General features: G+C 73.7%; 22 protein-coding genes, 1 tRNA gene and 1 pseudogene. 17 read left to right on the top strand and 7 right to left on the bottom strand.

Annotation, left to right across the window (positions count from 1 at the left end; genetic code table 11):
• Positions 1 to 160 precede the first annotated feature (160 nt).
• A complete protein-coding gene (locus tag ACOJUI_RS03270; RefSeq protein ID WP_422116676.1) occupies positions 161 to 1786 on the top strand; it encodes an NAD-dependent epimerase/dehydratase family protein in 1626 nt (541 codons plus the stop codon).
• A gap of 21 nt (positions 1787 to 1807) precedes the next feature.
• Here the strand turns inward: ACOJUI_RS03270 and ACOJUI_RS03275 are convergent, their stop codons facing one another.
• Together ACOJUI_RS03275 and ACOJUI_RS03280 are read right to left on the bottom strand one after the other, a co-directional pair.
• A complete protein-coding gene (locus tag ACOJUI_RS03275; RefSeq protein ID WP_422116677.1) occupies positions 1808 to 2812 on the bottom strand; it encodes a heterodisulfide reductase-related iron-sulfur binding cluster in 1005 nt (334 codons plus the stop codon).
• A 319-nt stretch (positions 2813 to 3131) separates the two neighbouring features.
• Positions 3132 to 4568: pseudogene (locus tag ACOJUI_RS03280) on the bottom strand (FAD-binding oxidoreductase); the annotation flags it as partial.
• 42 nt (positions 4569 to 4610) lie between these two features.
• Here ACOJUI_RS03280 and glsA point away from each other — a divergent pair.
• From glsA to ACOJUI_RS03300, 4 genes are all read left to right on the top strand, one after another.
• Positions 4611 to 5588, top strand: coding sequence for a glutaminase A (glsA, locus tag ACOJUI_RS03285; protein WP_422116678.1), 978 nt, complete (start codon positions 4611 to 4613; stop codon positions 5586 to 5588).
• 47 nt (positions 5589 to 5635) lie between these two features.
• Entirely contained in the window at positions 5636 to 6466 is an 831-nt protein-coding gene (locus ACOJUI_RS03290) for a DUF5926 family protein (RefSeq protein WP_422116679.1), read from the top strand.
• Positions 6463 to 7131 carry a glycosyltransferase gene (locus tag ACOJUI_RS03295; protein ID WP_422116680.1) on the top strand — a complete coding sequence of 223 codons (669 nt, stop codon included), beginning with the start codon at positions 6463 to 6465 and terminating at the stop codon, positions 7129 to 7131. Before ACOJUI_RS03290 ends, ACOJUI_RS03295 begins: the two co-directional genes overlap by 4 nt.
• Before the next feature lie 116 nt (positions 7132 to 7247).
• Complete coding sequence (locus ACOJUI_RS03300) at positions 7248 to 7784, top strand: hypothetical protein (RefSeq protein ID WP_422116681.1); 537 nt, start codon at positions 7248 to 7250, stop codon at positions 7782 to 7784.
• Here ACOJUI_RS03300 and ACOJUI_RS03305 read toward each other — a convergent pair whose 3' ends face one another.
• A complete protein-coding gene (locus ACOJUI_RS03305) occupies positions 7785 to 9749 on the bottom strand; it encodes a hypothetical protein (protein ID WP_422116682.1) in 1965 nt (654 codons plus the stop codon).
• Between the two features lie 45 nt (positions 9750 to 9794).
• On the opposite strand from ACOJUI_RS03305, the gene ACOJUI_RS03310 reads away from it, so the two are divergent.
• The 4 genes from ACOJUI_RS03310 to pheA all read left to right on the top strand — a co-directional run bounded on the left by ACOJUI_RS03310 (position 9795) and on the right by pheA (position 13585).
• Positions 9795 to 10193: a GntR family transcriptional regulator gene (locus ACOJUI_RS03310; protein ID WP_422116683.1), complete on the top strand. Its 399-nt coding sequence runs from the start codon at positions 9795 to 9797 to the stop codon at positions 10191 to 10193.
• A gap of 10 nt (positions 10194 to 10203) precedes the next feature.
• Positions 10204 to 10707 (top strand): GNAT family N-acetyltransferase, encoded by a 504-nt coding sequence (locus ACOJUI_RS03315; protein WP_422116684.1) that lies wholly within the window; start codon positions 10204 to 10206, stop codon positions 10705 to 10707.
• A gap of 252 nt (positions 10708 to 10959) precedes the next feature.
• Positions 10960 to 12585: an HNH endonuclease gene (locus tag ACOJUI_RS03320; RefSeq protein WP_422117605.1), complete on the top strand. Its 1626-nt coding sequence runs from the start codon at positions 10960 to 10962 to the stop codon at positions 12583 to 12585.
• Positions 12586 to 12628: 43 nt separating this feature from the next.
• A complete protein-coding gene (gene pheA, locus ACOJUI_RS03325; RefSeq protein WP_422116685.1) occupies positions 12629 to 13585 on the top strand; it encodes a prephenate dehydratase in 957 nt (318 codons plus the stop codon).
• A gap of 34 nt (positions 13586 to 13619) precedes the next feature.
• Here pheA and ACOJUI_RS03330 read toward each other — a convergent pair whose 3' ends face one another.
• A complete protein-coding gene (locus tag ACOJUI_RS03330; RefSeq protein ID WP_422116686.1) occupies positions 13620 to 14825 on the bottom strand; it encodes a diacylglycerol/lipid kinase family protein in 1206 nt (401 codons plus the stop codon).
• Positions 14826 to 14896: 71 nt separating this feature from the next.
• Here ACOJUI_RS03330 and serS point away from each other — a divergent pair, with 71 nt between their 5' ends.
• Together serS and ACOJUI_RS03340 are read left to right on the top strand one after the other, a co-directional pair.
• Positions 14897 to 16159, top strand: a complete 1263-nt coding sequence (serS, locus tag ACOJUI_RS03335) for a serine--tRNA ligase (protein ID WP_422116687.1) — start codon at positions 14897 to 14899, stop codon at positions 16157 to 16159.
• A gap of 94 nt (positions 16160 to 16253) precedes the next feature.
• Positions 16254 to 17120 carry an HAD family hydrolase gene (locus ACOJUI_RS03340; protein ID WP_422116688.1) on the top strand — a complete coding sequence of 289 codons (867 nt, stop codon included), beginning with the start codon at positions 16254 to 16256 and terminating at the stop codon, positions 17118 to 17120.
• Positions 17121 to 17124: 4 nt separating this feature from the next.
• Here ACOJUI_RS03340 and ACOJUI_RS03345 read toward each other — a convergent pair whose 3' ends face one another.
• Positions 17125 to 18105, bottom strand: a complete 981-nt coding sequence (locus ACOJUI_RS03345) for an NAD(P)H-quinone oxidoreductase (RefSeq protein WP_422116689.1) — start codon at positions 18103 to 18105, stop codon at positions 17125 to 17127.
• 2 nt (positions 18106 to 18107) lie between these two features.
• Positions 18108 to 19085, bottom strand: a complete 978-nt coding sequence (locus tag ACOJUI_RS03350) for an MDR family oxidoreductase (protein ID WP_422116690.1) — start codon at positions 19083 to 19085, stop codon at positions 18108 to 18110.
• Positions 19086 to 19241: 156 nt separating this feature from the next.
• Between ACOJUI_RS03350 and ACOJUI_RS03355 the strand changes: the two genes are divergently transcribed.
• From ACOJUI_RS03355 to ptsP, 6 genes are all read left to right on the top strand, one after another.
• Positions 19242 to 19601 (top strand): GntR family transcriptional regulator, encoded by a 360-nt coding sequence (locus ACOJUI_RS03355; RefSeq protein WP_422116691.1) that lies wholly within the window; start codon positions 19242 to 19244, stop codon positions 19599 to 19601.
• On the top strand, positions 19598 to 20497 hold the full coding sequence (locus tag ACOJUI_RS03360; RefSeq protein WP_422116692.1) for an ABC transporter ATP-binding protein: 900 nt from the start codon (positions 19598 to 19600) through the stop codon (positions 20495 to 20497). The genes ACOJUI_RS03355 and ACOJUI_RS03360 overlap by 4 nt, the downstream gene beginning before the upstream one ends.
• A gap of 13 nt (positions 20498 to 20510) precedes the next feature.
• Complete coding sequence (locus ACOJUI_RS03365; RefSeq protein WP_422116693.1) at positions 20511 to 21227, top strand: hypothetical protein; 717 nt, start codon at positions 20511 to 20513, stop codon at positions 21225 to 21227.
• Between the two features lie 96 nt (positions 21228 to 21323).
• On the top strand, positions 21324 to 24023 hold the full coding sequence (locus ACOJUI_RS03370; protein ID WP_422116694.1) for an HAD-IC family P-type ATPase: 2700 nt from the start codon (positions 21324 to 21326) through the stop codon (positions 24021 to 24023).
• A 38-nt stretch (positions 24024 to 24061) separates the two neighbouring features.
• Positions 24062 to 24149: transfer RNA gene (locus ACOJUI_RS03375), tRNA-Ser, on the top strand.
• 119 nt (positions 24150 to 24268) lie between these two features.
• Positions 24269 to 25987 carry a phosphoenolpyruvate--protein phosphotransferase gene (gene ptsP / locus ACOJUI_RS03380; RefSeq protein ID WP_422116695.1) on the top strand — a complete coding sequence of 573 codons (1719 nt, stop codon included), beginning with the start codon at positions 24269 to 24271 and terminating at the stop codon, positions 25985 to 25987.
• A gap of 24 nt (positions 25988 to 26011) precedes the next feature.
• On the opposite strand, the gene ACOJUI_RS03385 is transcribed toward ptsP, so the two are convergent.
• Positions 26012 to 26290, bottom strand: a complete 279-nt coding sequence (locus ACOJUI_RS03385; RefSeq protein ID WP_422116696.1) for an HPr family phosphocarrier protein — start codon at positions 26288 to 26290, stop codon at positions 26012 to 26014.
• Positions 26291 to 26367: the final 77 nt, after the last annotated feature.

Here is a 26367-nt window from a genome sequence, read left to right on the forward strand (position 1 = left end):
CAGGAGTGGGCGCTGTGCGGTCCGGCGCAGGCGAGAGACCGACCGGTCGGGGTAGGCCTTCAGCCCTTCACGTCACCGCCGGCGGTGTCTAGGTTGGGAGGGTCCTCGCAGGATCCGCCAGCACGTCGCGGCCCGCGCGACGCCCCAAGGGGGAGCCCATATGAGAATCGCCGTCGTCGGAGCCACCGGGAACGTCGGAACCGCGGTGCTGTCCGCACTGGAGGAGCGCCCGGAGGTCACCTCGATCCTGGGGATCGCGCGCCGCGTGCCCGAGACCTCCACCGCCCCCTACGCGAGCGCCGAGTGGAGATCGATCGACGTCGCGGCCGCCGTCACCGAGCAGGAGGCGGTGGAGCAGCTGACCGACGCCTTCACCGGCGTCGACGCCGTGATCGACCTGGCCTGGCTGATCCAGCCCGCCTCGCACCGCGACCTGCTGCGCCGGGTCAACGTCGAGGGGACGCGGCATGTGGCCCAGGCCGCCGCGGACGCCGGGGTGCGCACCCTGGTGGTCGCCTCCTCCGTGGGCGTCTACGCGCCCTCCCCGGGGCTCGAGGTGCGCGACGAGTCCTGGGCGACCGGGGGCGTGCGCACCTCCCACTACAGCGTCGACAAGGTCGCCCAGGAGCAGGTGCTCGACGAGTTCGCCGCCGCCCATCCGCAGATCACCGTGACCCGGCTGCGGCCCTCGCTGATCTTCCAGGGCGCCGCCGGCTCCGAGATCCAGCGCTACTTCATCGGCGAGAACATGCCGATGCAGCTGCTGAAGGCGGGCGGGTCGCCCCTGCTGCCGCTGCCGCGCGGGCTGCGGATCCAGGCCGTGCACTCCGAGGACGTCGCGGCCGCCTACGCCGCGGCGGCCGTGCTCGCTCAGCCGGGCGCCTTCAACATCTGCGCCGACGACCTGCTGGGGACGCAGGAGCTGGCCCGGATCCTGGCCGGCGGTCGCCCGCTCGAGCTGCCCGTGCCGGTGGTGCGCGCCGCCGTCGCCGCCGCGCACCAGGCGGGCGCGGTCGCGGCCGACGCCGGCTGGATCGACATGGGCATGAACGTCCCGGTGATGGACAACTCGCGGGCCAAGCGCCTGCTGGGATGGCAGCCGCAGCACACCGCCGCCGAGTCGCTCGCGGAGCTGCTGGACGGGATGGCCGAGGGCGCCGGCAGCGACACCGTGCCGATGCGGCCGCGCGATGCGAGCCGGGTGCTGCTGCCGATCGGCGGGAGCGCCGGCACCCCGGCCGGGCAGGGCGGCGGGCAGGGCGCCGAGATCTCCCCGCGGATCGACCGCAAGCTGCTGGGCCTGTACCTGTCCGACCACCTCACCGGCGCCACCGCCGGCACCGCGCGGATCCAGCGGATGGCCGCGGCCTTCATCGACACCCCCGCCCATGCCACGCTCTCGGTGATCGCCGAGCAGATCCGCGCCGAGCGCCGCTTCCTCGCGCAGCTGATCGAGGACCTCGGCCTGCGCCGCCTGCCCCACCGCCAGGCCGTGGCCTGGGCCGGGGAGCATGTGGGCCGGCTGAAGAACAACGGCCGGGTCCTCAGCCGCTCCCCGATGACGATGGTGCTCGAGGTGGAGCTGATGCGCGGCGCCGTCCTCGGCAAGCGCGGCGGCTGGCAGACCCTCGCCGACAACGCCGACGAGCTCGGACTGGACCCGCAGATCTTCCGCGATCTCGCCGAGCTCGCGGAGCGGCAGCGCGAGGGCCTCGACGAGGTCCACGCCTACGCCCGCCGCCGGGCCTTCCGCACCGACCGGGAGACCCTCGACCCGCTGGACTGAGCCGCGACGGCCGTCGCGCGCTCAGCGGGTGACGGCCTCCAGCAGCTCGAGCACGTGCCGGTACTCCTGCCCGGTCGCCGCCTGCATGCCGAGCTCGCAGGTGCGGTTCGCCGAGACGTACCAGTCGGTCCGGTGGGCGGCGACCTCGGCGGCCTCCGCGGCGGTCGCCGAGGCCGTCAGCTCCGGGTGCAGCATGCCGCGGTCGCCCGCGTAGGCGCAGCAGCCCCAGGCCACCGGCACCACCACCTCGGCCGCGCAGGCCGCGGCGATCGCCACCAGGTCCTCGCCCGCCCCGAGGCGAGTAGTCGAGCAGGTGGGGTGCACGGTCACGGACCCGGCCCGCTGCCGCACCGGCAGGTGCCCCAGCAGGTGCCGGCGCACCCAGGTCACCGCATCGACCACCTCGATCCCGGTGCCCTCGAGCGCGCCCACCACCCCCTCGGTGCAGCTGGCGGCGTCGACCACCACGGGCAGCGCGCCGTCCCCGCTCGCCGCGAGCAGGGCCCGGCGCACCCGCTGCCGCATCGTCTCCTTCGCCGCCCTCATCCCCTTCGAGGAGAAGGGGGTCCCGCAGCACAGCGAGGCGGCCTCGTCGGGCACCGCCAGGCGCATCCCCGCCCGCTGGGCGAGCAGGTCGAGCGCCGCGGGGACGCCCGGGGAGGACCCGGCCGCCCCGAACATGGTGTGCACGCAGCCGGGCAGGTACACCGCGGCGACGTCGGCCGAGGCCCGCCCGCGCCCGCCGCCGCGGCGCCCCGAGCCGCCGCGCCGGGGCAGCTCGGGCCGGTACTGCGGCACGGTCTCGGCTCCCAGCAGGGCCCGGCCGACGTCGGTCGCGGCGCGGGGGAGGACGGCCGGCAGCTGCCCGGCCGCGCTGATCGCGGTCGAGGCGGCGCCCGTGGCCAGGTCCCAGCGCCCGGCGGCCGCGCCCCAGAGCGCGTTCGGCGCCGCGCCCGCCTCCTGCGCCCGCAGCCGCCGCACCAGGTCCCCGGTGTTGATGTCGACCGGGCAGGCGGTCTCGCACATCCCGTCGACCGCGCAGGTCTGCAGCCCCTGGTAGTCGTAGGCGTCCCGGATCGCGGCGGCGGTGGCGAGATCGCCGCGCTGCTCGGCGAGGTTCGCGTCGCGCCGCAGGGATGATCCGCTGGCGCGGGGTGAGGGTGAGGTCCTGGGAGGGGCACACCGGCTCGCAGTAGCCGCATTCGACGCAGCGATCGGCCTCCTCCTCGATCGCCACCACCGGCTTCAGGTCGCGCATATGGGCCGTGGGGTCGTCGGTGAGCACCACCCCCGGGTTGAGGATCCCGGCGGGGTCCACCAGCGCCTTCAGCTCCCGCATCACCCGGTACAGCTCGGGACCGTACTGCCGCTCCACGAAGGGCGCCATCACCCTCCCGGTGCCGTGCTCGGCCTTGAGGTTCCCGCCGTGGCCGAGCACCAGCTCGACCATGTCCTGCGTGAACGCCTCCAGGCGGCCCCCGCGCTCCCCGAGGCGCTCGTTGAGCAGGAAGTGGAGGTTGCCGTCCTTGGCGTGCCCGAAGATCACCGACTCGTCGTAGCCGTGGCGGTCGAACAGCTCCTGCAGACCCCGGCAGGTGGCCTCGAGCGCGGGAAGTGGCACCACCACGTCCTCCAGCAGGGCGGTCGAGCCGGCCGGCCGGGCCCCGGCGACCGCGGCGTAGAGCCCCTTGCGGGTCGTCCACAGCGCCCCGCGGCGGCGGGCGTCGGTGGTCATCTCGAGCGGCACCGACAGCCCCAGGCCCCGTGCCAGGCGAGCCGCGTCGGCCGCCTTCTGCGCGAGCGGCCCCGGCTCGTCGGCGCGGTGCTCGACCAGCAGCGCCGCATGCCCGGCGACCTCGAGCCCCGCGATCTCCCGGGGGGCCCCGGCCAGGCCCTGCGCGACGATCAGCGAGCGGGCGTCCATCAGCTCGGCGGTCGCGAAGCCCGCCCCCACCACCTCCGGCAGCGCCGCGGCCGCGGCCTGCAGGGACGGCAGCACCATCAGCCCGGTGGCGATGTGCTTCTGGAGCGGCACGGTGCGGAAGACGGCGGAGGAGACGAAGGCGAGCGTGCCCTCGGAGCCCACCACCAGGTGGGCCAGCACGTCGGCCGGGGTCTCGAAGTCCAGCAGGGCGTTGATCCCGTAGCCCATGGTGTTCTTCAGCGCGAAGCGCTCGCGGATCACCGCCGTCGCCGCCGGGGAGTCGCGCACCTGCCGCATCAGCCGCACCAGCCCCTCGTGCAGGGCCGGCTCCTGCTGCCGCAGGTGCGCGTCGGCCCCGGGCAGGGAGGTGTCCACGACGGTGCCGCCGGGCAGCACGAAGCGCAGCGACTCGAGGGTGCGGTAGGAGTTCTCGGCGATCCCCGCGGCCATGCCGGAGGAGTTGTTCGCGATCACCCCGCCGATGGTGCAGGCGATCTCCGAGGCCGGGTCCGGGCCCAGCCGCCGCCCGTGCCGCAGCAGGTGCGCGTTGACCCGGCGCAGCGTCGTGCCCGGACCCACCCGCACCCGCGCCCCCGCGTCGAGCACCTCGACGCCGCGGAAATGGGTGCGCACATCGGCCAGCACCTGGGCGGACTGGGCCTGACCGGACAGGCTGGTGCCGCCGGAGCGGAAGGTCACCGCCCGTCCGGTCCGCGTGGCCTCGCGCAGCAGTGCGACCACCTCGGCCTCGTCCGCGGGGGCGGTGACCGCCTCGGGCAGCAGCAGGTAGTGGGAGGCGTCGTGCGCGAGGGTGTGGCGGGCGACGACATCGGTGTCGAGCAGCGGTGCGACGGTCATGCTCCACGGTATCCCGGTGCGCCGGACCTGTACGGTCGGTGCGTGACCACTGCACTGACCGGGTACCTCGACCACATGAACACGGCGCTGTCGACCGCCGGCTCCGAGGACGACATCCCGGAGATGTCGAAGCTGTCCGGGGCCCGCGCCGACCACTTCAGCGTCGCCCTCTGCGCCCTGGACGGGGAGATCACCCTCTCCGGCACCGACCATCGCTTCCCCATGCAGTCGATCTCAAAGGCCTTCGCCTACGGGGCCGCGATCGACCTGCACGGCATGGACTACGTCAACGACGTCGTGGACGAGGAGCCCTCGGGGGAGGAGTTCAACGCCCTCAGCCTCGACCCGCTGACCAAGAAGCCCAAGAACCCCTTCGTCAACATCGGGGCGATCCGCACCCACGCGATGCTCGGCCCCACCCAGAGCGAGCGCAGCGAGCGCCTGCGCGCCGTGCTCGACGCCGCGGCCGGCCGGCCCCTGGAGGTGCACGAGCGGACCTACGAGGCCGAGCTGCGCGGCAGCGACCGCAACCTCGCGCTGGCCTACATGCTGCGCGCGGCCGGATCCATGAGCGAGGAGGCCCACGAGGTGGTGGAGGGCTACCTGCAGGGCTGCTCGGTGCTGACCACCGTGACGGACCTGTCGGTGATGGCCGCGACCCTCGCCTCCGGCGGCACCAACCCCCTCACCGGCGAGGAGGTGTTCTCCCGCGTCGCCGCCCGCCAGGTGCTCTCGGTGATGCTGACCTGCGGCATGTACGACAACGCCGGCGACTGGGTCAGCGACGTCGGCCTGCCCGCGAAGTCCGGCGTCGGCGGCGGCATCATCGCGGGCCTGCCCTCCCGCTTCGGGATCGCCGCCTACGCCCCGCAGCTGGATCCGCACGGCAACTCGGTGCGCGGCACCCTGTTCTTCGAGCGCTTCAGCGAGGACTTCGCCCTGCACATGCTCGACGGCGTCGAGCCCATGGACCTCGAGGAGCGGGCCCGGGAGCTGATGGAGGTCGGCGCCGAGGTCTGACGGCGTGCCCCGCCGGGGCGGGGGCGGCGATCGGTAGACTTCCCGCCATGAGCGCCACCTCCCACGACACCGTCGTCCTGCGTCCCTTCGAGGGCCTGCCGAACGAACAGGACCTGGTGGCCATGCGCCAGCTGATCCCGGCCGCGACGATGGCCGCCCGAACCACCGAGGAGTTCGGCGCGGTCGAGGTCGAGCTCGCCACCATCCTGCCGATGGCCTGGCCCGCCGTGCGCCGCACCGACGGCACCGTCACCGTCGGCATCCAGGCCCCGTACCCCGGCGGCGACCTCTCCCGCGGCCTCGGCCAGGCGATCAGGCAGGCCCTCGCCCTCGAGCCCGGCAGCCCGGTCACCGCCGTGGTGCTCGACGAGGAGTCCCCGCGGCTGCAGGACGTGCTCGACCTCTCCGGCGACTTCGCGATCACCGTCCAGGACACCTTCGAGTTCTGGCTCGACCCCAGCGCCGAGCGCACCGACGAGATCGAGCAGGCGATCGCGCAGGCCAACGACTCGATCATGCAAACCCGCCCGGTCGCCGGCCTGCCCCACGCCTACTGGGTCGACGCCGGTGCCAAGGAGCACGTGCGCTGGGTGCTGGACGCCGACGAGGAGAAGGTGATCGACGCGGTCACCCGCCTCCACGCCCGCCGCGAGTCCGCCCTCGGCGAGGGCACGAAGTACGTCGGCTCCTTCCGCGCCGAGGGCCTGGCGATCCCGGTCTGGGACCTGCCCACGGGCCACGGCGTCGAGGCCGTCGAGGCCGTGGCCGAGGAGTTCCGGGCCCGCTTCGAGGAGGCCCTGGCCTCGCAGGAGCCCCTGACGGTGCGCGAGCGCCGCGCGCGCGGCGGGATCGTCGCCCGACAGGTGACTCTGCGATGAGCACGCCGGGGCCGCTGACGGTGCACCGCCCCGAGCGGGTGGCCGTCGTCATCCCCGCCAAGAACGAGGCGGAGCGGATCGAGGCCACGATCGACTCCGCCCGCCGGATCACCGGGGTGGACCTGGTGGTGGTCGTCGACGACGGCTCCACCGACGCCACCTCCGCCGTCGCCATGGGGGCCGACGCCATGGTGGTGCGGCACAAGAGCAACCGCGGCAAGGCCGCCGCGATGGCCACCGGCGCGCAGCTGGTCGCGATCCGCGAGGACGCCGAGAGGGCCGACGGCGGTGCGGGCTTCTCCGAGGAGCTGCACGCCGAGCCGCGCTCGCCGGGCCACACCGGACCGCTGCCGGTGATCGGCGCCGACGGCGCGGTGCCGCGGGCCCTGCTGTTCCTGGACGCCGACATGGGCGACTCCGCCGCCGCCGCGCAGCCGCTGGTCGACGCCGTGCTGGGGGAGGGCGTGGACATGGCCATCGCCCTGCTGCCCCCGCAGGCCGGCGCCGCCGGGATGGGCGTCGTGGTGCGCACCGCCCGCCGCGGCATCCAACGCGCCACCGGCTGGGAGCCCACCCAGCCGCTCTCGGGCACCCGCTGCATCACCCGCGAGACCTGGGAGGCCTGCCTGCCGCTCGCCCCCGGCTGGGGGTCGAGACCTCGCTGACGATCGACGCGCTGAGCGCCGGCTTCTGGGTCAAGGAGGTTCCCGCCGAGCTCCATCACCGCGCCACCGGCAAGGACCTGCGCGGGCAGCTGCACCGCGCCGCCCAGCTGCGCGACGTGGTGCGGGCGCTCGCGCGCAAGCGCCACCTGTCCCCGGAGGGGGAGGAGCCCGCCGCCGGGGAGCCCGCCGTCGCGGAGCCCGCCGCGGCGGTCGCGGCCGCGGAGGTCCGCGAGCCCGCCCCGGAGGCCGACGTCTGGACCGTCGTGCCGGACGACGCCGCGGGCCGGGCCGAGCGGCGCCGCGGGCTGCTGGCCGGGCTCCCGGTCGACGGGGCCTTCACCGACGCGCAGATGCGCGCTCTCGGCGACGCGGACATCGAGCTGCTGGACCGCCGGCTGCGGGCGCTGCCCGTGGACGGCCCCTTCGCCCCCGACGACGTGGTCTACCTGGCCGGACTCGACCTCGACGCCCTCGCGCGGAGGCTCTCCGGCGCCCCCGTCGAGGCCCTGTTCTCCCCGGAGCACGCGGTGATCGTCGCCTCGCATCTGCAGACCCCGGAGCCGGAGGTGCCGGCCTCGATCGATCCGCCGCTGACCCCCGAGGAGTACGCCTCGCTGGTGGTCCACGCCGCGGTGGACGCCGAGAACGCCTGATCAGTCCGTCGGCCGCGGATCCGGCAGCACGGCCGGCAGGTAGGCCAGCCAGATCCCGAGGATCGCGGCCACCAGCACCGGACCGGTGTCGTTGACGGCGTAGCCCACCCAGGTGCCGACCACGAGCGCGATCCGCACCCCGTACGCGGCGTCGTGGTGCGCATCGAGCTGCGCGAGGCGCCGCCAGCGGATCCGGCCCGGCAGCAGGATCGCGACCGACGCGATGACGGCCAGCAGCATCAGCACCGCGAGCGCCGGATAGCCGGTGGTCATGGCCAGGTTCTGCGCGAGCTTGCGGACGATCACCGTCAGCAGCTCCCCGCTGAGCAGCTCGTCGATGAAGCGCCCCAGGTGGGTGCGCTCCTCCGGTGGCCGCAGCCAGTCCAGCACGGAGACCCCGAGCACCGCGGCCGCGCCGGCGGCGCCGAGGGCCAGCAGATGCCACAGCCGCGGCCGGATCCCGGAGACCAGCAGCGCCAGCAGCCCGAAGGCCGGGATGGTGGCCAGCATGGAGCCGAAGTCCGCGCCCATCGACGGGGCCACGCACACCACCGCCACCAGGCCGCCCACCACCACCGTCCACACCACCCGCGCGCGGGGCGTGCGGACCACGGCGAACAGGCACAGCAGCGCCATCAGCGACGCCGCGAGCACCATCCCGAACAGGTGGTTCGACAACCCGTAGAAGCGTCCGCCGGAGATCGGCTGCGCACCCAGCGGGGAGGACAGCTGGAAGCGGGACCCGGTCGCGGACTCCCCGAGCAGCAGCAGCGCCACCAGCGCCGCGGAGACGCCGACCGGCCCGCTGCGGTGACGCCGCCAGGGCCCGCCCAGCACCAGCACCGCCAGCAGGGCGCTGCCCGCCCAGATCACGCCGGTCAGGGCGAGCGTGGCGTGCTCCGCCCGCCACCAGGGCACCAGGGAGGCGAACAGCGTGACCCCCAGCGCGAGCGGGGTGATCGTGATCAGGGCGCGGCCGACGGCGGCGAGCCGCGGGCGTCGCGCGAGGGCCGGCACCAGGGTGATCACGAGCCCGATCACCCCGAGCGCGAACCACGAGCCGAGCGCCGGCACGGTCGCGGCATCGACCTGCCGGGCCGCCTGCGAGCGGTCCAGCACCAGCTGCTGCGGATCGGCGTGGTCGGTGCCGCGGAAGGGCTGGCCGGGGACCAGCCCCTCGGCCGTGGCGCCGTGGGAGCCGAGCAGGGTGGGCAGCACGTCGGTCAGCACCACCACCCCGGTCTGCTTGGTCGCGCCGCTGGTGAGGGCCTGGCCGGGGAAGGCGGTGTCCATCGCGACCTGCAGTCCGACGGTCCGGGAGGCGACCGCCCCGGTGCGCTGGACCGCCTCCGGGTCGGCGGGGTCGGTCGCGGCGACCGAGAGCAGCAGGGTGCGGGGGAGCTCGGGTGCGTCGCAGCCGCCGGCCGCATCGAGCACCCGGCCCACGCGCGCATCGAGCGCGGCGAGCTCCTGCGCACGGGCGGGGTCGGCGTGGTCCGGCACGGAGCCGACGTCGACCTGCAGCACGGATCCGGCCGCGAGGGCGGCGGTGATTCCCGGAGCCGGGTCGGCCGGGCCCGCGGCGTCGATCTCGACGGTCGCGACCGGCAGCTGCTCCCACTGATCCATTGGCGGCGCCGGGATCCCGCTGCTGCGCGGGGCCTGTGCGGCCAGCCCGCGATACCCCGTGCGCAGGGTCTCCATGCCCTGCACCTGCGTGGAGACCACGGTGGTGGAGGTCGTGTTCATCGCCCCGAGGCCCGAGCGGTCGGCCAGGCACTGCAGCTGCGGCGTCCGCTGCGCGGAGATGTCCTCCCAGCCCAGGCCCGCCGTCGCGATCACCAGGCGCACCGGATCGTCGGCCTCCTCGGCCTGCGCGGCCGGGCCGAGACCCAGCAGCAGCGCGCCCGCCAGCACGAGCAGCAGGACGTGGCGGCGGGCGGAGGGGAGCAGATCCGTGAGCACGGGTCGATGCTACGGGGCGCTCCTGGCGGCCCTATCGTGGAGGTCATGACCACCCAGCCCCAGCCCTACGAGCAGGTCCGGCGCGAGATCCTCGAGCAGGTGCGCACCGGCGAGCTGCGGCCCGGGGACCGGCTCCCGGCCATCCGCACCCACGCCGCCGCGCTCGGCCTCGCCGCCGGGACGGTCACCCGCGCCTACAAGCTGCTCGAGGAGGCGGAGATCATCCTCACCCGCCGCGGGGCCGGCACCACCATCGCGCCGGGCGCCGCCGACCGGGCGGAGCGGGAGGCGGCGGGCCTCCGGCGCGACGGACAGTCCGCGGCCGACCCGGCCCTGGTCGCCCTGTTCACCGGCCCCGTCGGCGAGGCGCGGAAACAGGGCCGTCGTGACGTCGAGATCCTGGCGGCGGTGCGCGAGGCGCTGACCCGCGACGCCGCGGGCTGAGCGCGCCGCGGTGAGCTCGCTGCGCCTGGTGCGGCTCGGGCCCGAGCACGCCGACGCCCTGCTGGCCGGGCAGGACGCGCAGTTGGCCCGCGAGATCGTGGGCCGGGAATGGGACCGGGCGCGGCTCGAGGAGTTCCTGGAACGGGTCGCCCGCTGGCGCGAGGACGGACCGCTGCGCGAGTTCGCCGCGCTCGACGCCGCGACGGGTGCGCTGCGCGGCGGGGGAGGACTGAACACCCTCGCGCCCGGACTCGAGCCGGGCCAGGCGATGCTGACCTACTGGCTCCTGGCCGCGCATCGCGGGCGCGGCCTCGGCGGCGAGCTGGGCGCGGCGCTGGTCGAGCGGGCGCGCAGGTGGGGCGAGCTGAGGGAGCTCGTGCTGCTGATCGCCCCGGAGAACGGGGCCTCGCGGGCGGTGGCGCGGGGCCTGGGCGCGGCGCGGGTGGGGGACGGGACTCGCCATCCGGCGGATGCGCGCCGCGAGGTCGAGCGCTGGGTGCTCCCGCTGCGGTGAGCGGGGGCCCGGGGTCGTCCGTGGCACGGTTCGCGCAGGAAAGTGGAAATAATGTGGACGGAATGCGCCATGGGGTGCGCCCATCCGGTGATCTTTCCTCCCCACTCGAGGTTATCCACAATTTCTCCGGATATCGCACGGAGTATTGCTCGTGAGGAGGCGGGGACTTAGAATTGAGGCACCACGGATCGCGGCCCAGGGAGGGGCGCGAGGGACGGACTCGAGGACGAGGGGGTGGGTGCGGTGACGACGATGCACCTCGACGTCTCCGCGCGCAGCGGCGCCCACGCTCGCCGCGCCACCGCCCGTCGGCGCGACGGCGCGGCGACGGGTGCCCGCGCCGCTGGCCCTCTGCCCGGCGCGAAGGTCCGGGCACGCTCCCCGCTCACCGAGGAGTCGCTGATCACGCGCGGCGGCCTCACTCCCGGCAGCCCCGACGCGGCCGCCGCCGTGCGCCTCATGGAGTCCGAGCGCGAGGCATCGCGCTCGCACGCCGCCCGGCTCCTCGACGTGGCCGCCTTCTGGATCGACCGCTCGGACCCGGATCTCGCCCTCGAGCGCGAGGAGCTGGACCTCGCCGTCGCGATCGCGCTGCGGACCACCACCGCCGCGGCCGGCTATCTGATCAAGGACGCCCATATCGCGGTCGCGGAGATGCCGCGGACTTTCGAGCGCCTCGCCGCCGGCGATATGCCGACGGAATGGCATCAGCGAATGCTGAAGTCGGTTCGCGACCTCACCGCGTTCCAGCGCTCGCAGATCGACGAGCGCATCGCGCTCTGGGATCTCCCGTCGATCCCCGCCGACCGCTTCCGCGACGAGCTGCGGCTGCTGGTCGCCTGGTACGAGACCGACAGCGTGCGCCGTCGGCCCGAGGAGTCCCGCGATGTGGCGCTCGACGGCGGCAGTCGCAACGACGGCACCGCGTGCCTGCGCGTCACCGGTCCGATCCCCGAGATCCTCGCCGTCGTCCGTCGCCTCGACGCCGCAGCGAAGGCCGTCCAGGCCCAGCAGCGCCATGCCCTCGAGGCCGATGCCCCGATCCCCTTCGACCTCGACGGGGACGTGGGCCGCGATCGTCGTGCGATGACGCTCGCCGCCCTGCGCTACGCGATCCTCCAGCGCACGGTCCTCGACACTGCCGGGGTCTCGGTGCCCGCGCCCCGCCACCGCGTCAACGTCGTCATCCCCGTGCTCACCCTGATGGGCCTGGACGACGCTCCCGCCACCTACGACGGGGTCACGCCGCTGCCCGCGGACATGGCCCGCCGCCTGGCCGCCGCCGAGCCCGTCTGGCACCGGGTCTTCACCAACCCGATCACCGGGGCCTTCCTGCCCCTGCCGGCCGAGCAGTACCGCCCCACGGCGGCGATGGTCGAGCACCTGCGGCTGCTGAACCCCCGCTGCGCCGTCCCCGGCTGCACGAAGACCACTGCCGACGACGCCGAGAACGACCACATCGAGGAGTTCGATCACGAGTGCCCCGCCCGGGGAGGACCGACCGAGATCGAGAACCTCCACCGGCTCGACTGGCACCACCACGATCTGAAGACCGCCCGCCGGCTCGACCCGCACCGACATCCGGACGGCTCGACCACCTGGAGCGTCGGCTCCCCGCCCCTGCTGAGCAGACGGGTGTCGCCGCAGCGTGACCTCCTCACCCCCGCGATCGCCGCCCACCTCGTCAGCTCGTGGGAGCACTATCTGTGGACGCTCGAGCTCGAGGCGCTCGAGCGGGCGGGGGAGCTGGACCGCCTCCAGCGCGAATGGGGACCGCCGGACCCCGCGCAGGACGGCGACCTCGACCGTGAGCTCGACCGTGACCGTGAAGCCGTTGCCGCGGCCGAGGCACGGCGCGACCTCGACCCGCCGTTCTGACCACCCCGGCGCGCTGGCCGGCTCGCCCAGTACCCTTCCCTGCATGCGGTACGGATACCTCGGCCCCGAGACCACCTTCACCCACCAAGCGCTCCTGCAGGCCCTCGCGGCCATGCCCGAGGAGGCCGCCGCCCAGGTCGAGGCGGTGCCGTTCTCCGCGGTCGCGACCGCCACCACGGACCTGCTCGCCGGCGACATCGACGCGATGATGGCGCCGATCGAGAACTCCGTCGAGGGCGGGGTCTCCGGCACGCTCGACGTGCTCGCCGCGACCGATGCCATCACCATCGTCGCCGAGCAGGTGGTCCAGATCAGCTTCGTGCTCGCCGCCCGGAGCGCCACCGCGCTCGACCAGATCGAGGTCGTCTCCTCGCATCCGCACGCCCAGGCGCAGGTGCAGGGCTGGCTGCGCAACCAGGTCCCGCAGGCCCACGTCGCCGCCTCCTCCTCGACGGCCGCCGCTGCCCGTGACCTCGCCGCCCTCAGTCCCGACCAGGCCCGCGGCCGCGCGGCCGTCTGCTCCCGGCTGGCCGCCGAGCACTTCGGCCTCGAGATCCTGGCCGAGGGCATCGAGGACTACGAGGGCGCGCAGACCCGCTTCGTGCTCGTCACCCGCGAGGGCCGGATCCCCGCCCGCACCGGTGCCGACAAGACCACCCTGGTCATCCAGCTGCCCCACAACCGCGCCGGTGCGCTGCTCGAGGCCCTCGAGATCCTCAGCTCCAACGGCGTGAACATGTCGCGGATCGAGTCGCGGCCGATCGGGGACTTCATGGGCCGGTACTCCTTCTCCATCGACCTCGAGGGGCACATCGAGGACCGACGCGTGGCCGCGGCGCTGCGCTCCCTGCACCGGCTCTGCCCGGTGGTGCACTACCTGGGCTCCTACCCGCGGGTCGACGGACAGCGCGCCGACGTCCGCGAGGACTTCGTCGACCACGCCTACGACGAGGCCCGGGAGTGGGTCGAGCGGCTGAGCGCGATGATCGCCCCGGCCTAGAGCGCCGCCACGACCTCCGGGGCCCCGCCACGCCCTACAGCGTCGTCAGCTCCGTGTCCCTCGGCACCCGCAGCCGCAGCGCCCCCGGGTCGATCCGGGCGATCATGTGCGTGGCCTCGGCGTCGGTGTCGCCGTCCAGCTGCACCGGCTGCGGCCTGGTCGTCGCAACCCGCACCTCGGTGCTCTGGTAGCGGTCCATCGAGGACAGCCGGGTGGACTCCGCGAGCCGGCCCCTGGGCACCAGCTTGGGCGTGACCACCTCGGTGAGCACCTGGCTGAACCCGGCCGGGCCCTTCCAGCCGGCCACCACGATCTCGAGGTGCCCGTTGTCCGCGGTGGCGCCCGGCATCAGCACGAAGCCGCCGGGCAGCTTCCCCACATTGCCCAGCAGCACGGTGCGCGCCTTGTGGGCATGACGGGTGCCGTCGGGGAAGTCGAGCACGACGTCGACCGAGCGGCCCAGGATCGTGCGCGCCCCACCGAGGACGTACGCGATCCAGCCGAAGCGCTTCTTCAGCACCGGGTCGGTGTGGCCGATCATCTCCGCATCGGCGCCGAAGCCGGCGATCACCAGGAAGATCTGCTCGGCGGCGTGCACCGCCTCGTTCAGGGAGCCGCCCTTGCGCAGCCAGCCCACGTCGATGTTGCGGTCATGGCCGGTCAGGGCCGCGGTCATCGCGGCCGACGGGTCCTCCAGCGGGACGCCGAGGTTGCGGGCCAGCAGGTTGCCCGTGCCCGAGGGGATGATCGCCATGCGGGTGTCGGTGCCCGCGAGCACTGCGGCGACCATGCGCACGGTGCCGTCGCCGCCGGCGGCGATCACCAGATCGGCGCCGTCCATCAGCGCCTGCCGGGTCTGTCCGCGGCCGGGGTCCTCCACCGTCGTCTCGTAGAAGGCCACCTCGGCACCCTCCAGGCCCTCGACGACCTCGCGCACCCGGGTGCGGAACTCCTCGGGGTCGTCGAACTTCGAGGGGTTCAGCACCACCGCGACCCGCTGCACGCGCGCAGGGGCGGGCGGGGCGCCACCGGCGTCGGGATGCTCGGAGTCGGCCGGGGCCGCGGGCTCCGCGGGGCCCTTCGCCTGCGGCTCCCGCCCCGGCTGCTGCAGCAGCCGGCGCAGCTCGGCGAGCTCGCGCCGATGCCGCATCAGCTGCCGCAGCACCACCACGAGCAGCACCAGCGCCACGGCCATGATCACGACCGAGATGACGCCGAGCGCGAGGAGAGTCCGATCCATGGGGCCAGCCTATAGACGGCGCCGTCAGCCCGGCGCGGCGGAGCGCCGCCGGGCGCAGGTACCCTGGTCCAATGATCGATCTGCGGCACCTGCGCGAGAATCCTGACGCCGTCCGTGACGCCCAGAGGGCGCGCCGACGGGACCCCGCCACCGTGGACGCGGTGCTCGAGGCCGATGCGCGCTGGCGCGAGACCACCGCCGCCTTCGAGTCCGCGCGCGCCGCCCAGAAGGCCTTCGGCAAGAAGGTCGCCCAGGCCGCGGGCGAGCAGAAGCAGGTCCTGCTGGCCGAGGTCAAGCAGCTCAGCGCCGAGGTCAAGCGGCTCGAGGCGGAGACGGATGCGGCGCTCGTGCTCCGCGATGCCGCGCTGCGGGAGATCCCCAACCTCGCCGAGGGCGCCCCCGAGGGCCTCGAGGAGGACTTCGTGGTGCGCGAGGAGGTCGGCGCGATCCCCGCCCGTGACTTCCCGGTGAAGGACCACCTGGAGATCGGCGAGGGACTGCGGGCGATCGACATGGCCCGCGGTGCCAAGGTCTCCGGCGCGCGCTTCTACTTCCTGCGCGGCATCGGCGCCCAGCTCGAGCTCGCGATCCTGAACTCCGCGATCGACCAGGCGACCGAGGCCGGGTTCATCCCGATGATCACCCCCACCCTGGTGCTGCCGGAGTCGATGGAGGGCACCGGGTTCCTCGGCGAGCACGCCGACGAGGTCTACCACCTCGACAAGGACGACGACCTCTACCTGGTGGGCACCAGCGAGGTGGCCCTCGCCGGCTACCACAAGGACGAGATCATCGACCTCGAGGACGGCCCGCTGCGCTACGCGGGCTGGAGCGCCTGCTACCGCCGCGAGGCCGGCAGCTACGGCCGCGACACCCGCGGCATCATCCGCGTCCACCAGTTCCACAAGGTCGAGATGTTCTCCTACTGCCGCATCGAGGACTCCTACGAGGAGCACGAGCGCCTGCTGGACTGGGAGCGGCAGATGATGGCCCGCATCGACGTGCCCTACCGGATCATCGACACCGCCGCCGGTGACCTCGGCACCTCCGCCGCCCGCAAGTACGACTGCGAGGCGTGGATGCCCAGCCAGAACACGTACCGCGAGCTCACCTCGACCTCGAACACCACCCAGTTCCAGGCGCGCCGGCTGAACATCCGCGAGCGCACCGAGGGCGGGCTGCGCCCGGTCGCCACCCTCAACGGCACCCTCGGCACCACGCGGTTCATCGCCGCGATCCTCGAGAACCATCAGCAGGCCGACGGATCGGTGGTGGTCCCGGAGGGGCTGCGCCCGTACCTCGGCGGCCGTGAGATCTTCGAGGTCCCTGCCTGACATGCCCGTGCCCACCGCCCTGCGCCGTCTGCTCGGAGCCCTGCGTCACCGCCGGTTCACCCGGTCGTCAGCCGCGGCTGAGACACTCGATCCCATGAGCACCTCGACTTCGACCACCGACCCCGAGGCGACCCGCGCGCGCCTGAACGAGCACCTCCACGCCCTGGCCGGGAACCAGCTGCTGATCGGGCTCGACGTGGACGGCACCCTCGTGGACCACGACGGCGCGATGTCCCCGCCGATGCGCGAGGCGCTGCAGCGGGCGGCCCGGGAGCACCACGTGGTCATCGCGACCGGTCGCTCCCTCGGCGCCACCGTGCCGATCGTCGAGGCCGCCGGCGTCACCCGCGGCTTCGCGGTCTGCTCCAACGGTGCGGTCACCCTCGAGATGGATCCGGAGGCCGACGGCGGCTACCGCATCATCGACACGCAGTCCTTCCAGCCCGGCCGCGCCCTGCGCACCCTGCGGGAGGTCGCCCCGGACGCGCACTACGCGGTCGAGATGGCCGACGGCAGCTTCCACGCCACCGCCGGCTTCCAGGACTCCAGCTTCGGCGTCGAGGCGCGCGAGAGCTCGCTCGAGGAGCTCATGGACCTCGACGCGGTGCGGGTCGTGGTGCACGTGCCGGACCTGACCCCGCAGGAGTTCAGCAAGGTGGTCGCCGAGTCCGGCGTGCACGGCGTGGAGTACTCGATCGGGTGGACGGCCTGGCTGGACATGGCCGCCCCCGGCATCTCCAAGGCCAGCGCCCTCGACGTGATCCGCGAGCGCCTCGAGGTCGACCCCGCCCACACCGTCGCGGTCGGCGACGGCTTCAACGACACCGAGATGCTGGCCTGGGCCGGGGTGGGCGTGGCCATGGGTCAGGCCCCGCAGGGCGTCAAGGACGTCGCCGACACGGTGACCGACTCGATCTACGAGGACGGCACCGTGCTGGTGCTGGAGCAGCTGCGCGGCTGACCGCTCAGGCGGCCGAGCCCCGGCGGCGGCGCCCGTGGCCGGCGCCGCCGGCGGCGACCTCCAGGATCACCTTGCCGAGGTGGCCGCCCTCGCGGAGGATCGCATGGGCGTCCGCGGCGCGCTCGAGCGGCAGCCGGGCCTGGATCGGCACCCGCAGCTCGCCGGAGTCCAGCATCGGCCACACCAGGTAGCGGGTGGCCTCGAGGATCGCCCGCTTGTTCTCCACCGGGCGCGACCGCAGGGTGGTGCCGATGACCCGGGCCCGCTTGGCCATCAGCATCCCGATCGGCAGCTCGCCGACGGTCCCGCCGAAGGTGCCGATGATGACGAGCCTCCCGCCCTCGCGCAGCATCGCCACATGGTCCGCGAGCGCCGAGCCGCCGACCACGTCGAGGATGACGTCGACCCCGCCGGACTCCCTCACCGCCTCCAGCATGTCGGTGGTGCGGCGGTTCCAGGCCACGTCGGCGCCGAGCTCCCGCACGTGGCCGAGGGCGTCGTCGGAGCCGACGGTGGTGAGCACGCGGGCGCCGAGGTGCCGCGCGAGCTGGATCGCGGCGGTGCCGATGCCGCCGGTGCCGCCCTGGACCAGGACGCTCTCGCCCTCGTGCAGGCCCGCCTCGAGGACCAGGTTCGAGACGACGGTCGCGGCCACCTCGACCACCCCGGCGGCGTCGACCAGCGACAGCCCCTCGGGGGCGGGCAGCAGCTGCGCCTCGGGCACGGCGACGGTCTCCGCGTAGCCGCCGCCGGCGAGCAGGGCCACCACGGCCTCGCCGGTGTCGCGCCGGTGCCCGGAGATCTCCAGCCCCGGCAGCTCCGAGGCGCCCGGCGGCACGGGGTAGTTCCCGGCCGCCTGCAGCACATCGGCCCGGTTCACCCCCGCGGCCACGACGTCGACCAGCACCTCGCCGGGCGCGGCGACGGGCTCGGGGAGATCGGCAAGCTCGAGGCGGTGGTCGTCGGTGATGGTGATGGCGCGCATGCTCACAGGCTAACGTCGACGACGGTGCGACCGCGGACCTCGCCGGCCAGGAGCCGCTCGGCGGCCGGGATGACGTCGGCCAGAGCGATCCGGGTGGTCATCGCATCGAGCAGGTCCGCATCGAGCTCGCGGGCCAGGGCGTCCCAGGCGCGCTGTCGCAGCGGGAGCGGGCAGTCGACCGAGTCCACGCCGGCCAGCGTCACGCCGCGCAGGATGAACGGCATCACCGTGGTCGGCAGGTCCGGTCCCTGGGCGAGGCCGCAGGCCGCGACGGTGCCGCCGCGGGCGGTGCCGGCCAGGACGTTGGCCAGGGTCGTGCTGCCCACCGCGTCGACCGCCCCGATCCAGCGCTGGGACTGCAGGGGTCGCCCGATCTCCTGGCCGAGCTCGCGGCGGTCGATGACCTCGGCCGCGCCGAGCGCGTGCAGGTATCCGGCGTTCTCCTCGCTGCGGCCGGTGGAGGCGATCACCCGGTGGCCGCGGGCGGCCAACAGCGCCACGGCGACCGAGCCGACCCCGCCGGAGGCGCCGGTGACCAGGACGTCCCCGCTGGCCGGGGCGAGACCGTCGGCCTCCAGGCGGAGCGCGGCGAGCATCGCGGTCAGTCCCGCGGTGCCGATGGCGGCGGCGCGCTCAGCGGTCAGGCCTGCCGGCAGGTGCACCAGGGCGTCGGGCCGCACCCGTGCGCGGCTCGCGAAGCCGCCGTGGCGCAGCTCGCCGAGGCCGTCGCCGGTGAGGATCACCAGGTCGCCGGGGGACCACTCCGCCACTTCCGAGGCCGTCACCCGGCCCACCACGTCGATGCCCGGAATCAGCGGGAAGGACCGGGCGATGCCGCGACCGGCCAGCGCCATGGCGTCCTTGTAGTTCAGGCCCGAGGCGAGCACGTCCAGCTCGACAGGACCGCTGAGCAGGGCTTCATCGGCGTCGCTCACCAGGCGGGGAGCGACCCCCTTCGCGTCGATCAGCACGGCGCGCATGCGGCCTCCTCGTCCTCGGGTGCGGGGGCTCCAGCCTAGGTTTTTTTCGGCACGATCCGGCCGCTCCGACCCCTTGACGGCCCGCCGGTTCCATGGTTCATTAGTGGAGTAACGAACCAACGAGCCGGAGTCGGCTCTCATCCGCGAGGAGAACATGTGCTGGACGAGTCGAAGCCACTGTTCATCGCCGTCGCGGAGCAGATCGAGGACGGGATCCTCGACGGCACCTATCCGGAGGACACCCCGGTGCCCTCCACCAATGAGCTCGCCGCCTTCCTCCGCATCAATCCCGCCACCGCCGGCAAGGGCCTGAACCGCCTCGCCGACGCCGAGATCCTGGTCAAACGACGGGGAGTGGGGATGTTCGTCGCCCCGGACGCCGCCGAGCTGCTGCGCCGCCGCCGCCGCGACGCCTTCGTCCAGGACTACATCACCCCGCTGCTGCGCGAGTCGGAGCAGCTGGGCATCACGACCCGAGAACTGACCGACCTGATCACGAAGGAGGCCTCCCGATGACCGCCGTGGAGACCCGCACCCTGACCAAGCACTACCGCGACGTCACCGCCATCGACGACGTCGACCTCACCCTCGCCTCCGGCCGCATCCACGGCCTGCTGGGCCGCAACGGCGCCGGCAAGACCACCCTGATGAAGCTGCTGACCGGACAGATCTTCGCCAGCGCCGGCTCCCTCGAGGTGCTGGGCGCGAACCCGGTGGAGAACCCGCAGGTGCTCTCGCGCACCTGCTTCATCCAGGAGAGCCAGAAGTACCCCGACGGGTTCCGGCCCCTCGACGTGCTGCGCATCGCCGGCGGGCTGTACCCGCACTGGGACGAGCAGCTCGCCCGGGAGCTGATCGCGGACTTCCGACTGCCCGAGAAGCGGATGATCAAGAAGCTCTCGCGCGGACAGCTCTCCGCCGTCGGCATCATCATCGGCCTCGCCTCCCGCGCCCCGCTCACCTTCTTCGACGAGCCCTACCTGGGGCTGGACGCGGTCGCGCGGCGGCTGTTCTTCGACCGCCTGCTGGCCGACTTCAGCGAGCACCCCCGCACCGTGGTGCTGTCCACCCACCACATCGACGAGGTCGCCAACCTCCTCGAGCACGTGGTGCTGCTGGACGCGGGGCGGGTCGTGCTCGACGAGGAGACCGAGACGCTGCAGTCCGCGGCGATCGAGATCTCCGGCCGGACCGACGAGGTCCTCGAGGTGGTCGCCGGCGCCGAGGTCCTGCACCGCCAGGAGATCGGGGCGCTGGCCACGGTCACCGTCCATGCCGCCGAGCACCTGGCGCAGCGGGCCCGCGCGGCCGGTCTGCAGGTCTCGCCGGTGTCCCTGCAGAACTACATCGTCCACCGCACCACCACGACCCCCACCACGGCGACGTCGGCGACCACCGCCGCGGTCCGCTGAGAGGAGAATCCCCATGCGATCCCGCAGCGTCATCGACATGCACATCGTCAACCGGATGCAGGCCTTCGGCTGGCCGCCCATCATCGCCGCCATCGGTCTGGTGGTCGTCCTGGCCGTCGGGGCGATCGTCGGCACCCAGGGGCCCGAGGCCCGAGCAGGGATGTACGAGGGCATGGCCTGGAGCGGCGCGATCTTCGCGCTGCTGGGCCCGCTGATCGGCTACGGCTTCACCTCCATGGGCCAGTTCTTCCCGCTCGCCCTGGGGCTCGGCCTCACCCGCCGCGAGTTCGCCGCCGGCGTCAGCGTGGTCTTCCTCGCCAACGCGGTGGTCTACTCGGTGCTCATCACCCTCGGCAAGATCATCGAGGTCGCGACCGACGGGTTCGGCCTGCAGGTCCGCTTCTTCGACGTGGTCTACACCGGCACCGGACCGGCCTGGCAGACCCTGATCCAGACCTTCCTGCTGATCGCGACCACCCTGTTCCTGGGGGCGGCCATCACCGCCGCCTTCCTGCGCTTCGGGCAGGGGTTCCTGTGGACCGGGGGAGCGGTGCTCTCCCTGATCGTGCTGGCCCTGGTGGCCGCCGCGGTCCTGATCGACGGCGTCGGCGACGCCCTGCTGCGCGTGCTGACCATGGGCTGGGGCCCCTGGATGGGGGTGATCGCCCTGATCGGGCTGGCCTCCGCCGGCGTCTGGCTGCTGCTGGTGCGCCGTACCCAGGTCGCCTGAGCGCTGAGCGCTGAGTGCTGAGAGCGTCGGACCAGGGCCTCCGGATGACGGAGGTCCTGGTCCGCGTCCGGCTGCGGGGTCCATGATGGAGGGACGATGAGCACCCCGACCGCGTCCCCCGCACCGCCCGTGACCTCCCCGCACGCGCACAGCGCCGAGGAGGTGCTGGCGCATCTGGCCGCCCGGCCCGGCGGCCTGACCGCCGCGGAGGCCGCCGAGCGCCTGGAGCGGCACGGCCCCAACGCCCTGCCCGCCGGCGCCCCGGAATCCGCCCTGAGGCGGTTCCTGCGCCAGTTCAGGGACCCGATGATCTACGTGCTGCTCGGCGCGGCCGTGCTCACCACGATCATGGGCGAGGTCGTCGACACGATCGTGATCCTCGCGGTGGTCCTGGTCAACGCGCTGATCGGCTACATCCAGGAGGGCCGGGCCGCGGACGCGCTGGAGGGCATCCGCGGCATGCTCTCCCTCGACGCGCAGGTGCTGCGCGACGGCGCCTGGTCGACGATCCCCGCCGAGCAGCTGGTCCCCGGGGACGCGGTGCGACTGGGCGCCGGCGACAAGGTCCCCGCCGACGTCCGCCTGCTCGCGGCCACCAACCTCACCGCTGAGGAGTCAGCCCTGACCGGCGAGTCCCTTGCGGTCGAGAAGGCGACCGGCGCCGTCGGGGCCGACGCCGCGCTCGGCGACCGCAGCTCGATGGCCTTCTCCGGCACCACCATCGCCTCCGGCTCCGGCCGCGGCGTCGTCGTCGGCACCGGCCGCCTCACCGAGATCGGCCACATCACCACCCTGCTCGACCAGGTGGAGTCGATGGAGACCCCGCTGACGCGGCAGATGAGCTCCTTCTCCACCAAGCTGTCGATCGTGGTGGTCGCCGCCGCGGTGCTGATGTTCGTCCTGGGCTGGGTGATGTATGACTACGGCCTCGGCGAGCTGGTGCTCGCGGCGATCGGCTTCGCGGTCGCCGCGATCCCCGAGGGCCTGCCCGCGGTGCTCACGATCACCCTGGCCCTCGGCGTGCAGAAGATGGCCGGGCGCAACTCCATCACCCGCCGCATGAACTCGGTGGAGACGCTCGGCTCGGTCACCGTGATCGCCTCGGACAAGACCGGCACCCTGACCCGGAACGAGATGACCGTGCGCACCGTGGTGACGGTGCAGGGCGCCTACGAGGTGGGCGGCACCGGGTACGTCCCCGAGGGCACCATCGAGCAGGACGGGGAGGTCGTCGGCGCCGCGGACCGCGCGGATCTGAGGCTGCTCGCCGAGGTCGCCGCGCGCACCAACGACTCCACCGTCTCCCCGCGGGGCGGGCAGTGGGCGCTGTCGGGCGAGCCCACCGACGGCGGCCTGCGCACCTTCGCGATGAAGGCCGGGGTGGACGGCGACGACGAGCACCGCCTGGCCGTCGTGCCCTTCGACTCCGCCTACAAGTACATGGCCACCCTCGACGAGATCGAGGGGGTGGGCCGGGTGGTCCACCTCAAGGGCGCGCCCGACCGGCTGCTGGACCGCTGCGCCGTCCAGGGCGCCGGCCTCGACGCGACCGAGCCGCTGGACCGCGAGCACTGGGAGCAGCGCATCGACGAGCTCAGCGGCCAGGGCTTGCGCGTGCTCGCCGCGGCCGTGCGCCGCGCCGACGACGACGCGGAGGAGATCTCGCCACCGGACGTCGACGCCGGCGGCTTCACGTTCCTGGGCCTCTACGGGATCATCGACCCGCCGCGCGAGGAGGCCATCGAGGCGATCCGCGCCGTGCACGGCGCCGGCGTCCGGGTCCTCATGATCACCGGCGACCACGCCGGCACCGCCACCGCGATCGGCCGCGAGATGGGCATCGAGAACGAGCTCGGCGCCGTCACCGGCTCCGAGCTCGATGCGGCCGACGACGACGAGTTCGCCGAGCTCGCCCGCACCCGCTCGGTGTTCGCCCGCACCAGCCCCGAGCACAAGCTGCGCCTGGTGCGGGCCCTGCAGGACGACGGCGAGATCGTCTCCATGACCGGCGACGGCGTCAACGACGCCCCCTCGCTGAAGCGGGCCGACGTGGGCGTGGCGATGGGCATCAAGGGCACCGAGGCGACCAAGGAGGCGGCCGACGTGGTCCTGGCCGACGACAACTTCGCCACCATCGCCGACTCCGTCGAGATGGGCCGCACCATCTACGACAACCTCCGCAAGGCGATCGTGTTCATCCTGCCCACCAACGGCGCGCAGGGCCTGGTCATCCTGGTCTCGGTGCTGCTGGGGATGACGCTGCCGCTGACCCCGGTGCAGGTGCTGTGGGTCAACACCATCACCGCCGTCACCCTCGCGCTCGCCCTGGCCTTCGAGCCGGCCGAGAGCGACATCATGCGCCGCCCCCCACGCGCCCCCGGCGGCTCGATCCTGCCCCGCGCCGGGGTGCTGCGGATCATCTACGTCTCGCTGCTGCTGGGCGGCATCACCATCGCCGTCTTCCTGCTCGGCCAGGCCCAGGGCGCGCCGCTCGAGGTCTCCCGCACCATCGCGGTGAACACCCTGGTCGTCGGCCAGATCTTCTACCTGCTGGCCTCGCGCTTCACCCGCACCACCAGCCTGCGCAGGGAGCTGCTGACCACCAACCCCATCTCCTGGGCCTGCATCGCGATCATGCTGCTGCTGCAGCTGGCGTTCGTGTACCTGCCGTTCATGCAGACCGCCTTCGCCTCCGGCGCGGTGGGCTGGCTGGGCTGGCTGGTGCCGATCGGGGCGGGCGTGGTGGTGTTCGCGGTGGTCGAGGTCGACAAGGCGCTGCGGCGCGGCCGGGAGTGAGCGCGACCGCTAGACTCGTACGGTGCTTCCGGGCACCGGGAGGGTTGTCAGAGCGGCCGAATGAGTTGGTCTTGAAAACCAATGTGCAGTGATCCTGTACCGCGGGTTCGAATCCCGCACCCTCCGCCGTGAGGACCGCTGCCGCGTACCATGGGCCCACCCGCTGCCGCCGGCGACCGCTCCGCTGCGACGCATGGTCCGGCGACCGGGCGAGGCAACCGGTCCCGGCGAAGGAGACGACAGCGATGTCCCAGTACACAGGTGTGGCCGTGAGCCCCGGCCGCGTGATCGGCACGATCCGCTCGATGGCCCCGCCGGTCGCCGAGCCCCCCGTGGACGAGACGCTGCCCGCCGGCGCGGACCCCGCCGCGGAGGCCGCACGGATCCCCGCGGCGGCCGCGGCCGTGCAGGCCACCCTGAACCGCCTGGCCGAGCGGGCCAGCGGCGAGGGCCGCAAGATCCTCCAGGCCACCGCCCAGATGGCCGCCGATCCGGCGCTGTCCCAGACCGCCCACGGCTTCGTGGTCTCCGGCGGCAAGTCGCCGGCCCGCGCCGTCTGGGAGGCCGGTGACCAGGTCGCCTCCATGCTCGAGGGGCTCGGCGGGTACATGGCCGAGCGCGCCACCGACGTGCGCGACGTGCGCGCCCGCATCGTGGCGGAGCTGCGCGGGGAGCAGCCGCCCGGGATCCCCGAGACCGAGGAGCCGTTCGTGCTCACCGCGATCGACCTCGCCCCGGCCGACACCGCCACCCTCGACCCCTCCCGGGTGCTGGCGCTGATCACCTCCGACGGCGGTCCGCAGTCGCACACCGCGATCCTCGCCCGGCAGCTCGGCCTGCCCGCGATCGTCGCCGCCAAGGGCATCCACCAGTTCCCCGACGGCACCGAGGTCTTCGTCGACGCGGGGCTGGGCACCATCACCGACGAGGTCACCGAGGAGCACCACCGCTTCGCCGAGGCCTGGACCGAGCTGCAGAATAACCCGCTGACCTACGAGGGCGGGGGCGGGGTGCTGGCCGACGGCACCCGCGTGCAGCTGCTGGCCAACATCGGCAGCGCCGCCGACGCCGAGAAGGCCGCCGCCGCGCACGCCGACGGGGTGGGTCTGTTCCGCACCGAGTTCCTGTTCCTGGACCGGGAGGACGAGCCGAGCATCGAGGAGCAGACCGCCGCCTACGCCGCGGCCTTCGCCCACTTCCCGGGGAAGAAGGTGGTGGTGCGCACGATCGACGCGGGCGCCGACAAGCCGCTGCCGTTCCTCACCGACGCCGACGAGCCCAATCCGGCGCTCGGCGTGCGCGCCTACCGCACCTCCTGGGAGAAGCCCTCGGTGCTGAGCCACCAGCTCGACGCGATCGCCGCAGCGGCCGAGCTCTCCGAGGCGAGGCCGTGGGTGATGGCGCCCATGATCGCCACCGCCCCCGAGACCGAGGACTTCGTGGCGCAGTGCCGCGAGCGCGGGCTGGAGCCGGCCGGGATCATGGTCGAGACCCCGGCGGCGGCGATCACCGCGGACCGGCACCTGGCCGCCTGCGACTTCGCCTCCATCGGCACCAACGACCTCACCCAGTACACGATGGCCGCGGACCGTCAGCTGGGCTCCCTGGCCCACCTCAACAACCCCTGGCAGCCGGCGGTGCTGGCGCTGGTCAAGGCCACCTGCGAGGGTGCCCGCGCCGCGGGCGGCGACCCGGAATCCTTCGGGGAGAGCGCGAACAAGCCGGTCGGCGTGTGCGGTGAGGCCGCGGGCGATCCCGGGCTCGCGGTGGTGCTGGTGGGCCTGGGGGTCAACAGCCTGTCGATGACCCCGCGCTCGCTGCCGGCGGTGGCCACGGTGCTGTCCACCGTGACCCTCGCGCAGGCCAAGGACCTCGCCGCGCAGGCCGTCGCCGCGCGCACCGCGGAGGATGCCAGCAATGCGGTGCGCGCGGGCCTGCCGATCCTCGGCGAGCTGGGGCTGTGAGGACCCGACCCGCCGGATGGTGGGTCACTCCTGCGCGTCGAGGTCCTTCTCCAGCAGGTCCGCGAGGGCGTTGACCGACTCCTCGGCGCCGTCGCCCTCGGCGCGCAGGGTGACCTCGTCGCCGTGAGCGGCGCCCAGGGTCATCAGCATCAGCATGCTGGAGGCCTGCACGGCGCTGCCGCCGGCCTTCTCGATGGTGACGCTGGCCGGCTGGGCGGCGGCGGCCTGGGCGAAGATGCCGGCCGGACGGGCGTGGAGGCCGCTCGCGCTGGCGATGGTGACGGTGACGGTGCGCTCTGCCATGGGGTGTGCCTTTCGTGGGCCGACGCGGGGACCGCGCGGGAGGTCGATGGTGGGTCGGAATATACCGGCCGGGAACG

Origin of the sequence: Brachybacterium sp. UNK5269, assembly GCF_049266655.1 — a bacterium.
Classification (GTDB): Bacteria; Actinomycetota; Actinomycetes; order Actinomycetales; family Dermabacteraceae; genus Brachybacterium.

Bases quoted from the DNA above. Each gene is read 5' to 3' on its own strand.
- ACOJUI_RS03270 (WP_422116676.1), top strand. From the start codon at position 161: ATGAGAATCGCCGTCGTCGGAGCCACCGGGAACGTCGGAACCGCGGTG.
- ACOJUI_RS03275 (WP_422116677.1), bottom strand. From the start codon at position 2,812: ATGTGCGAGACCGCCTGCCCGGTCGACATCAACACCGGGGACCTGGTG.
- ACOJUI_RS03290 (WP_422116679.1), top strand. From the start codon at position 5,636: ATGAGCGCCACCTCCCACGACACCGTCGTCCTGCGTCCCTTCGAGGGC.
- ACOJUI_RS03295 (WP_422116680.1), top strand. From the start codon at position 6,463: ATGAGCACGCCGGGGCCGCTGACGGTGCACCGCCCCGAGCGGGTGGCC.
- ACOJUI_RS03310 (WP_422116683.1), top strand. From the start codon at position 9,795: ATGACCACCCAGCCCCAGCCCTACGAGCAGGTCCGGCGCGAGATCCTC.
- ACOJUI_RS03320 (WP_422117605.1), top strand. From the start codon at position 10,960: ATGCACCTCGACGTCTCCGCGCGCAGCGGCGCCCACGCTCGCCGCGCC.
- pheA (WP_422116685.1), top strand. From the start codon at position 12,629: ATGCGGTACGGATACCTCGGCCCCGAGACCACCTTCACCCACCAAGCG.
- ACOJUI_RS03330 (WP_422116686.1), bottom strand. From the start codon at position 14,825: ATGGATCGGACTCTCCTCGCGCTCGGCGTCATCTCGGTCGTGATCATG.
- serS (WP_422116687.1), top strand. From the start codon at position 14,897: ATGATCGATCTGCGGCACCTGCGCGAGAATCCTGACGCCGTCCGTGAC.
- ACOJUI_RS03340 (WP_422116688.1), top strand. From the start codon at position 16,254: ATGAGCACCTCGACTTCGACCACCGACCCCGAGGCGACCCGCGCGCGC.
- ACOJUI_RS03345 (WP_422116689.1), bottom strand. From the start codon at position 18,105: ATGCGCGCCATCACCATCACCGACGACCACCGCCTCGAGCTTGCCGAT.
- ACOJUI_RS03350 (WP_422116690.1), bottom strand. From the start codon at position 19,085: ATGCGCGCCGTGCTGATCGACGCGAAGGGGGTCGCTCCCCGCCTGGTG.
- ACOJUI_RS03360 (WP_422116692.1), top strand. From the start codon at position 19,598: ATGACCGCCGTGGAGACCCGCACCCTGACCAAGCACTACCGCGACGTC.
- ACOJUI_RS03365 (WP_422116693.1), top strand. From the start codon at position 20,511: ATGCGATCCCGCAGCGTCATCGACATGCACATCGTCAACCGGATGCAG.
- ACOJUI_RS03370 (WP_422116694.1), top strand. From the start codon at position 21,324: ATGAGCACCCCGACCGCGTCCCCCGCACCGCCCGTGACCTCCCCGCAC.
- ptsP (WP_422116695.1), top strand. From the start codon at position 24,269: ATGTCCCAGTACACAGGTGTGGCCGTGAGCCCCGGCCGCGTGATCGGC.
- ACOJUI_RS03385 (WP_422116696.1), bottom strand. From the start codon at position 26,290: ATGGCAGAGCGCACCGTCACCGTCACCATCGCCAGCGCGAGCGGCCTC.